Source organism: Microbispora cellulosiformans (genome assembly GCF_008728085.1).
GTDB lineage: Bacteria > Actinomycetota > Actinomycetes > Streptosporangiales > Streptosporangiaceae > Microbispora > Microbispora amethystogenes.
The window spans coordinates 470,490-483,670 of sequence record NZ_VYTZ01000006.1 but is presented as its reverse complement, the minus strand read 5'-3'; the positions used below and the strand labels follow the sequence as shown (position 1 = coordinate 483,670).

At 70.8% G+C, this 13,181-nt stretch carries 14 protein-coding genes; 9 read left to right on the top strand and 5 right to left on the bottom strand.

Translation table 11 applies throughout. The annotated features are described in order from the left end of the window. Positions 1-34: 34 nt before the first annotated feature. The 7 genes from F5972_RS19225 to F5972_RS19195 all read left to right on the top strand — a co-directional run bounded on the left by F5972_RS19225 (position 35) and on the right by F5972_RS19195 (position 6,851). Complete coding sequence (locus tag F5972_RS19225) at positions 35-571, top strand: TetR/AcrR family transcriptional regulator (protein ID WP_150934922.1); 537 nt, start codon at positions 35-37, stop codon at positions 569-571. A 307-nt stretch (positions 572-878) separates the two neighbouring features. Next, on the top strand, positions 879-2,594 hold the full coding sequence (locus tag F5972_RS19220; protein ID WP_191910207.1) for a thiamine pyrophosphate-binding protein: 1,716 nt from the start codon (positions 879-881) through the stop codon (positions 2,592-2,594). Further along, a complete protein-coding gene (locus F5972_RS19215) occupies positions 2,591-3,535 on the top strand; it encodes a 3-oxoacyl-ACP synthase III family protein (protein WP_150934920.1) in 945 nt (314 codons plus the stop codon). Before F5972_RS19220 ends, F5972_RS19215 begins: the two co-directional genes overlap by 4 nt. A gap of 287 nt (positions 3,536-3,822) precedes the next feature. Next, positions 3,823-4,521: a class I SAM-dependent methyltransferase gene (locus F5972_RS19210; RefSeq protein ID WP_150934919.1), complete on the top strand. Its 699-nt coding sequence runs from the start codon at positions 3,823-3,825 to the stop codon at positions 4,519-4,521. Continuing rightward, a complete protein-coding gene (locus tag F5972_RS19205; protein WP_150934918.1) occupies positions 4,518-5,330 on the top strand; it encodes a ThiF family adenylyltransferase in 813 nt (270 codons plus the stop codon). The genes F5972_RS19210 and F5972_RS19205 overlap by 4 nt, the downstream gene beginning before the upstream one ends. A gap of 5 nt (positions 5,331-5,335) precedes the next feature. Continuing rightward, complete coding sequence (locus F5972_RS19200) at positions 5,336-6,082, top strand: pyridoxal-phosphate dependent enzyme (RefSeq protein ID WP_150934917.1); 747 nt, start codon at positions 5,336-5,338, stop codon at positions 6,080-6,082. A 19-nt stretch (positions 6,083-6,101) separates the two neighbouring features. Next, positions 6,102-6,851, top strand: coding sequence for a hypothetical protein (locus F5972_RS19195; protein WP_150934916.1), 750 nt, complete (start codon positions 6,102-6,104; stop codon positions 6,849-6,851). A gap of 322 nt (positions 6,852-7,173) precedes the next feature. Here the strand turns inward: F5972_RS19195 and F5972_RS19190 are convergent, their stop codons facing one another. From F5972_RS19190 to F5972_RS19170, 5 genes are all read right to left on the bottom strand, one after another. Continuing rightward, on the bottom strand, positions 7,174-7,599 hold the full coding sequence (locus tag F5972_RS19190; protein WP_225311666.1) for a VOC family protein: 426 nt from the start codon (positions 7,597-7,599) through the stop codon (positions 7,174-7,176). Positions 7,600-7,727: 128 nt separating this feature from the next. Next, positions 7,728-8,867, bottom strand: coding sequence for an alpha/beta hydrolase family protein (locus F5972_RS19185; RefSeq protein WP_150934914.1), 1,140 nt, complete (start codon positions 8,865-8,867; stop codon positions 7,728-7,730). 60 nt (positions 8,868-8,927) lie between these two features. Beyond that, positions 8,928-9,626 (bottom strand): response regulator, encoded by a 699-nt coding sequence (locus F5972_RS19180; protein WP_225311636.1) that lies wholly within the window; start codon positions 9,624-9,626, stop codon positions 8,928-8,930. An 8-nt stretch (positions 9,627-9,634) separates the two neighbouring features. After that, complete coding sequence (locus tag F5972_RS19175; RefSeq protein ID WP_150934913.1) at positions 9,635-10,768, bottom strand: sensor histidine kinase; 1,134 nt, start codon at positions 10,766-10,768, stop codon at positions 9,635-9,637. Between the two features lie 124 nt (positions 10,769-10,892). Next, positions 10,893-11,708: an SDR family NAD(P)-dependent oxidoreductase gene (locus F5972_RS19170; protein WP_150934912.1), complete on the bottom strand. Its 816-nt coding sequence runs from the start codon at positions 11,706-11,708 to the stop codon at positions 10,893-10,895. A gap of 109 nt (positions 11,709-11,817) precedes the next feature. Here F5972_RS19170 and F5972_RS19165 point away from each other — a divergent pair, with 109 nt between their 5' ends. Next, positions 11,818-12,423, top strand: a complete 606-nt coding sequence (locus F5972_RS19165; RefSeq protein ID WP_150934911.1) for a TetR/AcrR family transcriptional regulator — start codon at positions 11,818-11,820, stop codon at positions 12,421-12,423. Between the two features lie 93 nt (positions 12,424-12,516). Then, entirely contained in the window at positions 12,517-13,161 is a 645-nt protein-coding gene (locus F5972_RS19160) for a DNA alkylation repair protein (RefSeq protein WP_225311665.1), read from the top strand. Positions 13,162-13,181 lie beyond the last annotated feature (20 nt).

Here is a 13,181-nt window from a genome sequence, read left to right as displayed (position 1 = left end):
GCTCTCACAGCGGGCCTTCCGTAATATCGACCGGGTGAGCGACCCGGCCGGCAAACAGCCCTATCATCACGGCGATCTGCGGCGCGCTCTGATCGACGCCACCCTGGAGGCGATCGCCGAGGACGGGCTGGACGGGTTGAGCCTTCGTGAGCTGGCCCGGCGGGCGAACGTGTCCCACGCCGCTCCCGCCCACCACTTCCGGAGCAGGGCCGGGCTGCTCACCGCGATCGCGGCCGAGGGCTACCACCTGCTGGCGGAGGAGCTGGAGCGGGCGCGCGGCGAGGACGTCACCGAGCGGGCGGTCGCCTACCTGCGGTTCGCCACCACCCGTCCCGCGCATTTCGCGGTGATGCGCGCCCCCGAGCTGTGCCTCACCCGGGATCCCGAGTATCTGACCGCTCGCGAACGAGTCGCGGAGCAGCTGCTCCACCCGCCCGACGGGACGATCGCGCTGGCCGCCTGGGCGCTGGCTCACGGCCTCGCCAACCTGCTGCTGGAGGGGAACGTGCAGCCGGACCCGGGAAGCGACGTCGAGTCCCTGGCTCGCGCCCTGCTGCGCCACCTCGCCTGAATCCGGCGGTCCCCCGGCCCGGCTCCGTCAGGCGCACGCGATCTTTGCATTGACAAGATTGAATCCCGCAGTGGATCCTGTCGATGCGTGTCCACCGGCCGGCGCGGCAGCCCGGCCCAGGCATCCCGCCCACACGAAATCAACCGGCCTTCGATCGCCGCTCCCGTACGCCGCCGGCGTCCGGATCCCCCCGTCACCCGCCCCCGTCACCCGTTCACACGGCCCACGGGCCGGCGCGTGGAGGGCTACGCGGCCGATCGGCCCTCTCGTTCACGGCATGCGACTCCGTCCTCAGGAGGCAAGGCACATGCGCAGCTCAGTGACGTCCCAGACCACCGTGGCCGACTTCTTTCTCGAACAGCTCGACGCGATGGGGGTGGACGCCGTCTTCGGCATCCCCGGCGGAAACATCTCGGCGTTCATCGGCGCCCTGCGCCGGCACCCCCGGATCAGGTTCGTCATCGCCTCCCACGAGGGAGGTGCGGCATTCATGGCCGACGGGTACGCGCGGGCGACCGGCAAGCTGGGGGTGTGCCTGGTCACCGCCGGGCCCGGGGCCCTGAACGCCCTGACGGGCGTCGCCTCCGCGCACCGCGACCAGGTGCCGTTGCTCGTCGTCGGCGGTCAGGTCCGCACCGGCGACTTCGGCAGGCGGCCCATCCAGGACAGCAGCGACCTCGGCGTCAACCTGACCGCGATGTACTCCCACGTCACCGGTTATTCCACGACTTTGGCCGAGCCGCGGACGTTCCCGCGCATCCTCGCTCAGGCGATCAACGTCGCCACCGGCCCGCGCCCCTGCGCCGCGTACGTCTCGGTGCCCGCCGACCTCGCCCGGATGCCGGCCGGGGACGAGAAGGCGGCCGTACCGGCGTGGCGGCCCGCGCTCGATCTCCCGTACGGGCACGCCCGCCACGTGCTGCAGGCCCTGGCCCGGGCGAGGCGTGCCATGATCTTCCTTGGCGGCGGCGCCAGGGAGGCGCTGTCCGCGGGGCAGGCGGAGTTCCACGAACTGGTTCGCACGCTACGGGTCCCGGTCGCGACCAGCCTGCGCGGGAAGGGACTGTTCCCCGAGAGTGACGAGCTGTCCCTCGGAGTGCTCGGCATGGCGGGTTCCGAACGCGCCAGGGCCTACGCGGCGGCCGGAGTCGACACGCTGGTGGTGATCGGCAGCAGCCTCGGCGAATGGGCGACCCGCGGCTATGACCGGAGCTTCACGACCGCCTCGACCTATTTCCACGTGGACCTGGATCCCTCCGTGTTCGGCCAGCTTCTCCGGGGCGGTGAGCACATCCAGGCGGACGCCGCGACGTTTCTGCGCGCGTTGTGCCGCGAACTGCCCGCACTCGCCGACGTGCCGCAGGCGGCCCCCCTGCCACCGGGACTGCCGGCGCCCCCACCGGCCTCCGGGGAGGCGCGGATGTCGCCCGTGACGGTCATGCTGGCCCTGAACGAGACGCTGGGCGGCGAGGACGACCTCTACGTCGACATGGGGAACTGCACCGCCTGGGCCACCCACCATCTCGTGATCGACCCGCCCGCCCGCATCTTCTATCCGTGCGGCCTGTCCTCGATGGGCTGGTCGTGCGGCGCGGTCGTCGGCGGGAAGATCGGCGATCCCGCCCGGACGGCCATCGCCCTGCTGGGCGACGGATCCTTCCTGATGAACGGCAGCGAGGTGCGAACCGCCGCGAAGAACCGGGCGGGAGCCGTCTACGTCGTCCTCGACGACGGCTACCTCGGCATGGTCAACCACGGGGAGCACGCGCAGAGCGGCGGCGTCGTCCCGCTCGACGACGACTACTACTTTCTCGGCGAGGTCGACCTCGCGCGGTTCGCCGAGTCGCTCGGCGCCGACGTTCATCCGGCGTCCGATCCGGACGGCCTGCGGGAGGCCCTGCGAGCGGCCAGGACGGGGGCGGCCGAGCGGTCGCGGCCCCAGGTGGTCATCGCGAGGATCGACCACCGGATGAGCCCGCCCTACGGCGAGCGGTTCACCTCGGTCGCGGGGGACGGCTCATGACGGGCGGAACCCACGCGGAGATCGGCATCGCGGGGGTGGGATCGGCGCTGCCGGCGGCGGTCGCGCCGACGCGCCCGGCGCTCGCCCCCTCCGCCGAGAGCCCGCTGTTCACGGGCGGCCGTACCCGCACGGTCCTCGCGCCGGGCGAGACCGCCGAGGATCTGGCGGTGGGCGCCTGCCGCCGTGCGCTGGAAGAGGCCGACGTGTCCGCCGCACAGGTCGATCTCCTCTCCGGGTACGTCACCGTCCCCGAGTTCCTGAGCCCCAACGGGCTGTTCCGCGTCCATCGCGACCTGGGCCTGGGACGCCACACCACGGTCGTGCCGGTGAACTCCGAGTTCGGCACCTTCGTCATGGCGCTCGCACTCGCCTGGGAGTCGATGCGGGCGGGACGGTTCGCCACCGCGCTCGTCGCCGTGGCGGCCGGCTGGAGCCGTCACGTCGACCCCCGCAACGCCCACGCCGGGCTGATCGGCGACGGCGCGGGCGCGGCGGTGCTGCGCCGTGCCCCGCGCCTGGTCATCATCGACTGGATCTGCGACACCGACAGCGCCGAGTACGGCGCGATGACGATGGCGTGTGCCGACGGGACGGGTCGCCCCACCTACCGGATCGAGCCGGACTCCGGGGTGGCCGCGTTCCGGTCGACCGGGATGGACGGCCCGCCCGACCTCGTGCACAGGCTGCTCGACCGCAACGGCGTCCCTCCGGGGAAGGTGACGGTGATCGGCCACCAGGCGTCGGACCTCCTGCTCGACCACTGGAGGCGCCGGTTGCACCCCGCCCGGGTCTTCGACACGCTGAACCGCTACGGCAACCTCGTCATCGCCTCCGCCGCCGTCACTCTCGACGCCTACGCCGGCCTCATCGACACGCCGTACCTGGTCCTGTTCGGCCTGGGCATCGGCTCGTACCAGATCGCGATGCTGATCAGGATGTGATCGGGCGACCTGCCCACCGGATCTCGAAATCAGACGGCCGCGTTTAGTTTCCTTTAGTGGATCGACCGCGACGAAGGCATCTTGACACTGTCAGGTATGGTCGGATTATGATTGCGCCCGTCGACCCGACGATGTTTTTCCGGGCATCGAGAGGCGAGCCGTCGCGGGGTTGACAGCGGCCATTCATCACTCTTTCCTCCACCGCCTTCTCTACGTTTCCATTCGCCTGCCACCGCGCCCGGAAACAATTCACGGGCGGAATCGGCCACAGGGAGTTGACAGCCATCATGCAGGACAACATCTGGACCGATTTCGCCAGAAGTTACGACCAGATGATTCCCGAGCTGAACTGCTACCAGCAGATGCTGAGAAAGATCCTGCGCGACACCGAGGGCCGCCGGACCGTCATCGACGCCGGCTGCGGAACCGGACTCGTCAGCCAGGCCCTGATCGACCGCGGTCACGAGGTCGTCGGTTTCGACAACAACGCCGCCATGCTGCGCCTGGCCCATGACAAGAAGGCGGCCGCGCCGGGCGAGGCCCGCGACCGGTGGACGGTCATGGACGGGCACGTGGAGCGGTTTCCGTCCGCGGTCGCCCGGGACGCGGACGCGGTCGTGCTCAACAACGTCCTCTTCTACGTCCGGGACGCGGAGTCGGCGCTCCGCGAGGTGTTCTCCCATCTCAGGCCGGGCGGCGTCGTGATCGCGACCGGCCCGAAACGCCGCCCGGACCTGCAGAAGGTCCTCCGGCACTCCATCGAGGAGTGGCAGACGGAAGGCCGTTACACCGAAGCACTTCAGGCCGCGGTGGCCCACCACACGACCTGCGCCCGGAAACTGACCACCGATCCCGGCGAGATGGTGACGTTCTTCCAGGTGGACGAACTGGTCGGCACATTGCGACGGCTGGGTTACTCACGCCCCCTGGTGGCGGACGGCGACGACTACTACGGCGAGAACTACTACGTCTGCATGCAGAAATGAGGTTTCGAGTGGAACCCTTCACCGGGAACCCGAGATTCCAGCGCAACCTGGGAATTCTGGACGAGGAATCGATGAAGCGGGTCGCGGACACGCATGTCCTGGTCGCCGGGGTGGGCGGCGCGGGCGGTCAGTGCGCGGCGGACCTGGCCCGCCTCGGCTTCGGCTGGGTGACGCTGGCGGACTTCGACGTCTACGAGATTCACAACGCCAACCGCCAGATCGGCAGTTTCGACAGCACTCTCGGCCGCCTGAAAATCGACGTCGTCGGAGACATGTGCCAGGACATCAACCCGGAGTTGCGAATCCGTAAGGTCGCGGAGGGAGTGACGGAGGACAACGTCGACTCCCTGCTCTCCGGATTCGACGGCAAGCCCGTGGACTACGTCGTGGAGGCGATCGACATCGTCGGCGCCCGGGCCAAGGAGCGACTTCACCAGGCGTGCCGGAAGCGGGACGTGGTCATCATGACCGCTCTGATGCTGGGATTCGGAGCGGCGCTGCACGTCTTCCAGCCGGACGCGCCTCTCTACGAGGACCTGTACGTGCTTCCGGACGGGCGCATCGACCTACCGAAGATCATTCCAGGGCTCGGCGGCTACGTCGTGCAGGAGTACTGGGATGCCTGTTTCGCCGGACGCGGGCACGCTCCCACCTGCGTGGTCGGAGCCACCACCGCGGCCGGGATGACGGTCAGCGAGATCATGCGCGCCGTCCTCCTGGGGCGGGACCAGATGGTCTCCTACCCGGAGTACCTGTATGTGGACTTCTTCGAGCACCGTTACGTCCGGGGCTCGGTCGCCTCCGCGTGAACGCGATGAACACGTCTTTCACGCTCACGCGAACCGAGAAGGACGGCCCGGCCGTGCTCTGGGGCGGAACGTGCCCGTCGGGCAGCCTCAAATACCTGACCTACGAGTCGTACCTCGACGCGGTTCCGGAAGGCGTCCGGGGGCTCGTCGAGATCTCCGGGGCGTCGACGGCGCTCGCCCTGGACCTGATCGGGCGAAGGGCGGGGCTGCCCACGGTCGCCGTCACGGACGCCGCCGGCCGTGACCACCTGACGAGGCACGGCTTCCGCGGCGAGATACGGACGATCACGAGCATCGAGGAAGGCCGCGAGGTGTGCCTGCGGCACGAGCGGGCGGGCTGGTGCTGGCCGAGGCAGTTCACCGACGACGCCCTGGTGGGACGCGTGGAGCTGTGGGCGGCGCGCCTGCTGCGGCTGGTCCGCGCGGACTGGCCCCAAGTCCGCCACCTGGTCTGCGGATTCGGCACCGGCGCCACCGTCGCGGGACTGCACCGTGTCTTCGCCCCCGCCGGGTACGCCGTCACCGGCGTGCAGACGAGGGAAGGCGATCACGTTCCCGGCTGGAGGAACTACACCCTCCAGAACCTGGGAGACCAGGACCTCTTCCACCGCTACCGGAAGGAGGTTCCCCTGGCCACCGCGTGCGGCGGCGAGAGCGCGCTGGGGTCGCTCCTGACGTACGCGCACGCTCACGCGGCTCCGGAACAGGTGCTGGTCATCTCCCATGACGGCCGTCCCCGGCCCCGGCATTGAGACCTGTGGAGGCTCCACCATGCTCGGCGAGATCCTTGAGACAGGCCGCGGGTCGACGACCACCGCGGTGCTGGACGACGTCCTACGGAGTTCCCAGGACTGGTTCGCCCGGCGGCGGCTGACGCTGAGATACGACGAGGACGTCTCCGGTTGGGCCGGTCACATGCGGACAGCGGATCGGACCGAGGGCACGAATCCCACGTTCGACCCGGAGCACAGTCCCGTCTCCGCGGCCAACAGCTACTGGCTGGACGTGCGGGACCGCGACGGACGAACCGTGGCCTGCATCGCGGTCCGCGTGATCCACACCGCCGACTTCGCCCGGCACATCAGCTCGATGAGGTTGTGGTACGACCCGGTGCCCGCGGAACTGGAAGGGCGGCTGGATCTGGTCCTGCCTCCGGAGACCCCGGTCATCTCCGGCGCGGTGGCACACTACGGCGGCCACTGGGTCCACCCGGACTGGCGGAGGAACGGGTTGCCCGGCGTCCTGCTCCCCCTGGCCAAGATCCTCACGGCGGAGCTGTTCGGAAGCGACTGGGACACGGGAATCGTGCTCCTGGACAGTGCCCGGAAGCGAAGCCTTCTCGCCGCGTACGGCTTCGCGCGGACGGAGATCTGCTATTCCGGCTTCTTTCCTCCCCGGAATCGCGACGAGACCTTCTTCCTGGTGTACAGCACCCGGGAGGAGACCTTGCGCGCCCTGCCCACGGCGATCTCCGGGTTCCGCGAGGAGGCGCGGGCGGGCGTCAGGCGGCCGGCCGGGTGACGGGAGACGGGGACCGCGAGGCGGCGGGCGGGATCCGGAGGATCCGATCGGGAGGGAACGGCGTCCCCGGGCCGTTTCCGGGGTTCGTCCCCGTGCCGTCGTGGTTGCTCGTCGTCGCCGCGCCCGAGGCAATCACCGGGATTACCCTCACACCGCCGACCTGCGCGTACGCGGCCCTCCTCGACGTGGGCGCGGGAAACCTTCACCGCCACGGCAGGCTCGGCTCTCCGGCCGGTTCCCGGACATGCGCCGCGTGCCCCGCTGGGAGAGAGCGGCGACTCGGCTCGTCGCCCGGGCGTCATCGCGCGGGGGCCGGTCCCTGTCAGCCGAGCTCCTCGGCCAGCGCGACGACGATGCCCTCGGGGCCGCGGATGTAGCAGAGCCGGTAGGCGTCCTCGTACTGCGCCACCTCGCCGACGGGCTCGGCGCCGTGGGTGCGCAGACGGGCGATGACGTCGTCGATGTCGTCGACGGCGAACATGACGCGGCGATAGCCCAGCGTGTTCGCCGGGGCGTCCTCCGGCACACCGCCGATCGCCGTGGGCATGTGATACTTTGCCAGCTCGATCCGCCCGTGGCCGTCCGGGGTCCGCATCATCGCGATGTCGACTCGCTGGTCGTCGAGCCCGACGAGACGGGCCGCCCAGCGCCCCTCGATCAGCGCCTTGCCCTCCAGCTCCATGCCGAGTTCCGTGAAGAACGCGACCGCGGCGTCGAGGTCGTCGACGACGATGCCGACGTTGTCCATCCGCTTGATCGTCATGGTGGTCCTCCTCTGTCGCGCGGCCTGTTCGTGGCCGCCGGTGTTCCCTGGGACGGAGCGGGCGCGGCGTTCTCGACATCCTCCGCGATCCCCCAGGCCGCGTTCCCCAGGCCTCAGCCCGGGTGACCCGTCCGTCGCGGGCCGCGGGCCGTGCGGGTGAGGAAGGCGGCCAGCGTGCGGTCGTAGCGCTCGCGGTCGGTGCTCCAGATCTCCGAATGGCCGGCGCCGGGGAACTCCTCGTACTGGATCGGCCAGTTCATCGCGCCCGACGCCCTGGCCAGCTCACGCGCCGTCTCCACCGGGTGCTCCTGGTCGGCGTCGCCCATGAGCAGCAACGTGGGCGGCTTCACCCGCGGCGGGTGGCCGAGCAGGTCGATCGTGGCGATGTCGAAGCCGCCGCGCCAGTCGATGACCTTCTCCGTGATCGGCACAACGAACGACGGCAGGTGCATCCGGGCGGCGGCGAACTCGCCGGTCCGCCGGCTGCTGATCTCGGGGTTCTCCAGCACGACGGCCGAGACGAGGTCCGCCAGAGAAGATCGGGTGAGAAACCGGCCGACGATCGCGCCGCCCATCGAGGCGCCGTAGAGAACGATGTGCCGGGCGCCCATGGACCGCGCCTTGCCTGTCGCGGCCTCCAGGTCACGCCACTCCGACTCGCCCTGGTGCAGGAACCCGTCCGGGGACGCGGGCGCGCCGAGGTCGTTGCGGTAGGTGATGTCGAGCACCGGCATGCCGGCCCGGTGCATGGTGGCGATGGCGTGCAGGCTGGAGTTGCGGTGGGCGTTGGCGCCGTGCACGGTGATCGCCCAGGTGTCGCCACGCGCGGGCATGTACCACGCGGGCGCGTCGCCCAGCTCGGTCGGCACCATGACCTCCGTGAAGTCGAGGCCGAGCGCCGTCTTCGGGTCGCCGCTGTAGGTCATGTACATCGACGCGCGGATCCCGGTCGGCGGGGTCTGACCACTGACGCGCACGCGCTCCACCCGGCCGGCCGATCTCCTGACGATGTCGCCGACCATGGCGGAGCCGCTGCTCCAGTTGAGCGACCACGTGCCGGGGCGGGTGGTGGCGGCGGACGCGGTGACGGTGACGGTCCCTTCCGTCACGCCCAGGACGACCTCGGGATAGGCGATCGTCTCCGGATGGTTCGGCACCAGGGCGATGTCACTGACATACCAGGCACCCGCTCCCATCCCTCCGGCCAGTAGGACCGCCAGCGCGGAGGCGGCCACGAGCAGCTTTCGCTTCATGCCCTCATGCTGGCCGTACGGCACGGGCCGGCGGATCGCCCGTGGGAGCGGGATCCCGCCTCACTCCTGAGAGCGGGGCGTGACCAGTCCCGACTCGTACGCGAGCACCACCGCCTGCACCCGGTCGCGCAGGCCCAGCTTGGCCAGCACGCTGCTGACGTGCGTCTTCACCGTGTGCTCCGTGACGAACAGCTCGGCGGCGATCTCCGCGTTGGACAGGCCCCGAGCGACCTGGCACAGCGTCTCCCGTTCCCTGGCGGTGAGCGCGGCCAGCCTGCCGTCGCCGGCCCGGCGTGCGGTGGCTGAGGGTGCGGTGGCGGGGCGTGAGCGGCGCACGACGTCGCTGATCAGCCTCCTGGTCACCGTCGGCGCGAGCAGCGACTCGCCCGCCGAGACGATCCTGACCGCCTCCACCAGCTCGGCCCGACGCATGTCCTTGAGCAGGAAGCCGCTCGCACCGGCGCGCAGCGCGTCGTAGACGTACTCGTCGAGGTCGAACGTGGTCAGCACCAGCACCTTCGCGGCGGTCTCCCGGCAGATCCCGGCGGTCGCCGCGATGCCGTCGACCCTCGGCATCCGCACGTCCATCAGCACCACGTGCGGCTGGAGTTCGCGGGCCGCACTGACCGCCTCGGCGCCGTCGGCGGCCTCACCCACCACCTCGATGTCGGGCTGCTCCGCCAGCATCATGGCCAGACCGTCGCGTACGAGGGTGTGGTCGTCGGCGATGAGCACCCGGATGCTGTTCCGCGTCCGCACGCCTCAGTTTACGAGGCCGGCGGGCGCGCGGGAGTGCCCGCGTCCGTGAGAGCGCCGGCGAGCGGCAGGCTGGCGGCGACGCGGAAGCCCGTCCCCTCTGAGCCGGTGACGAGCCGGCCGCCGGCCACCGCCACCCGTTCGCGCATGCCGATCAGCCCGTGCCCGCCCGGCCCACGCCCGGCGCTCGCGCCGCGCCCGTCGTCGTGGACCTCCAGGTCGAGGGCGTCGTCCCGCCACGTGACGCGGACCCGCACCCGGGTCGCCTCGGCGTGCCTGACGGTGTTCGACAGTGCCTCCTGGACGATCCTGTACGCGGTGACGGCGAGGTCGGAGTGGCAGGGGCGGGGCTCGCCGCGCTCCTCGAAGGTGGCGTCGAGCCCGGCCTGCCGCACCCCCTCGACCAGGGAGGAGACGGATTCGATGCCGGGCTGCGGGTGGCGCTCGGCCTCCTCCGGCCTGAGCGCGAGGAGCACCCTGCGGAGCTGGGACAGGCCGTCCCTGGTGGTCGCCGATATCGTCTCGAAGATCCGCTCGGCCCTGGCCGGGTCCGTGCGCAGCGCCACGGGCCCGGCCTCCGCCTGCAGGACCACCAGGCTCATCGCATGGGCGACGATGTCGTGCATCTCCCGTGCGATCCGCTCCCGTTCGCGTACGGCGGCGACCTCCCGCTCCTCGGCGAGCCGCCGCGCGCGCTCTTCGAGGACGGCGATGCGGTCCCTGCGCGCTCGCGCGCCGGCGCCCAGCGCGTACGCGACGACGAACGCCGCCGCCGTGGGCCCGTAGCTGAGCGGCTGGTGATGCTGCAGGATCGCTGCGGAAGCGAACCCCACGATGGTGCCGAGCACTCCGATCAGCATCCGCGGGGGCGGGGACAGCGAGGCGAGGCCGTAGGTCGCGATCAGCGACGCGCCGGGGATCCCGCCCATCGAGCCGGTGAGGAAGAGGGCTCCGGTGCCGATCCCTGTCACGGTGCTCACGAGCAGGGGGAACCGCCGCCGCCACAGGAGCGGCAGCGTGTTCACCGCGGCCAGGACGGCCACCCACCACTCCAGGCGACGGCTGAGCACGGCCATGATCATGATGCTCAGGAAGCACCCGATCGCGAGCGCCGCGTCGACCACCGAGGGAGGAACACGACGCATTCCGTCAGTATCCCCGGCGCCCGGCGGCCACGGCCTCACTCCTGAGAGTGAATCCGGGTGGGCGAGGTGTCGCCGGGATCACGGCGGCGCCCCTGGCCGCCACGGGGTTCGTCCTGCGTGCGGGTCATCCGGGCGCCTTGCGGCTGAGGTGCTCCCAGGCGCGGTGCTCCGCCACCCGGTCCTCCAGGCCCTGTTGAACGATGTCGTACGACGCGGCGCCGACGATGAGACGCCGGGGCGGCTCCGGCAGGCCGGCCAGCTCCATGATCACGGGAGCGGCGGTCTCCGGGGCGGGGCCGGCCTCGTCGCCCCACATCTCGATCAGCCTGTCGCGCAGCTCCTGATAGTGCGGGCCGGGCTCGGTCAGCGTGGTGCCCGTGGTGAACAGCCCCGTGTCGTAGCCGCCCATCTGCACGATGGTGACCTTGACGCCGAACTGCCCGGCCTCTCCCGCCACGGCCTCGGAGACCGAGTCGAGCGCCGACTTGGCGGCCGCGTACAGGCCGACCATCGGGAAACCGCCGCCGGTGCCCATCGTCGTGACCTGCAGGATGCGGCCGGACCCCTGAGCGCGCAGATGCGGCAGCACGGCCTGGGTCACCCAGATCGCGCCGAAGAGGTTGACGTCGAAGTGCGCTCTGATCTGCTCCTCCGTCGCCTCCTCGACCATGCCCAGGAGCATGACGCCGGCGTTGTTGACCACGACGTCGAGCCTGCCGAAGGCCGCGACCGCCCGCTCCACGCCCTCGAACACGGCCACCCGGTCGGTGACGTCGAGCGGCAGCGGCACCAGGTCTCCGGGATGTTCGCGGACGAGGTCGGCGAGCGGCTCGACGTCGCGCGCGGCCCCGACCACCCGGTCACCCGCTCGCAGCGCCGCCTCGGCGAACGCCCGGCCCAGTCCTCGTGACGCGCCCGTGATGAACCACACCCGGGTCATGAGCTCCACCTCCTCTTTCTCGGATGCACCCCCAGGAGGCAAGACGGTACGTCTCGCCTCGCAGCTAGTCAAGACGGAACGTCTCGTCTCAGAGTGATACAGTCCGGGCATGGCCAAGCAGCCCGACCCCGCCCGCCGCAGCCAGCGCTCCCGGCAGGCCATCCTCACCGCGGCCCGCGAGCTGGTCTCGGAGGTGGGATACGCCAAGCTGACCATCGAGGCCATCGCGGCCCGGGCGGGCGTGGGCAAGCAGACCATCTACCGCTGGTGGCCCTCCAAGGGCGCGGTGATCCTGGACGCCTTCCTGGCGCTCAGCGAAAGCGGGCCGGAGCAGGACATCACGCTGCCCGACACCGGCGACCTGGAGGCCGACCTCAAGGCGGTGATGCGGGCGACGGTGGCCGAGTTCGCGGATCCGGCCTTCGAGAAGCCGATCCGCGCGCTGAACACCGAGATCACCAACGACCCCACCCTGGCCGCCCTGTACCTCGAGAAGCTGGCCGGCCCGGTGGACGAGGCCAAGAAGGCCCGGCTCCGCAGCGCGCAGCGAGCCGGGCAGCTCGCCGCCGACGCCGACCTCGATCTGGCGCTCGAACTGCTGTACGCCCCCCTCTACCAGCGCTGGCTGCTGCGCTCCGGCCCGCTCACCGCGCAGTACGCCGACGCCCTCGTCGACGCCTTCCTCAAAGCCATGCGGCCGACAGGACCGAGCTGAACGTGCCAGTGCTCCTAGGCTGGTCTCACACGCGATGGACAGGGGGCCGATGTGGCCGGAACGACGCCGACGGGGACGACGCTGGCCGAGGTGATGACCGAGCTGGCCGAGCTCGACGACCCGAAGGCGCGCGAGGCGAACGAGAGACGCGGTGACGACCACGGCGTGAACCTCGGCAGGCTGCGCGCGCTCGCGAAGCGGCTGAAGACGCAGCAGGAACTCGCGTGCCGGCTTTGGGAGACAGGCGACACCGCGGCGAGGCTGCTGGCGATCCTGATCTGCCGTCCGAAGGCGTTCGAGCGCGACCGGTTGGACGCCATGCTGCGCGAGGCGCGCGCACCCAAGGTGCACGACTGGCTCGTGACCTACGTGGTGAAGAAGAACCCGCACGCCGAAGAGCTGCGCCTGGCCTGGTCCGCCGATCCGGATCCCGTGGTCGCGAGCGCCGGCTGGGCGCTGACCACCGAACGCGTGGCGAAGAAGCCCGAGGGCCTCGACCTCGCCGGACTGCTCGACGTCATCAAGGCGGAGATGAAGGACGCCCCGGATCGCCTGCAGTGGGCGATGAACCACTGTCTGGCGCAGATCGGGATCGAGCACGCCGAGCACCGCGCCCGTGCGATCGACATCGGCGAGCGCCTGGAGGTGCTCAAGGACTACCCCACTCCCCCAGGCTGCACATCCCCGTACGCACCCGTCTGGATCACCGAACTCGTACGCCGGCAGCACGGCGAGTAGGCGGCTCCGCGCTCATGCCC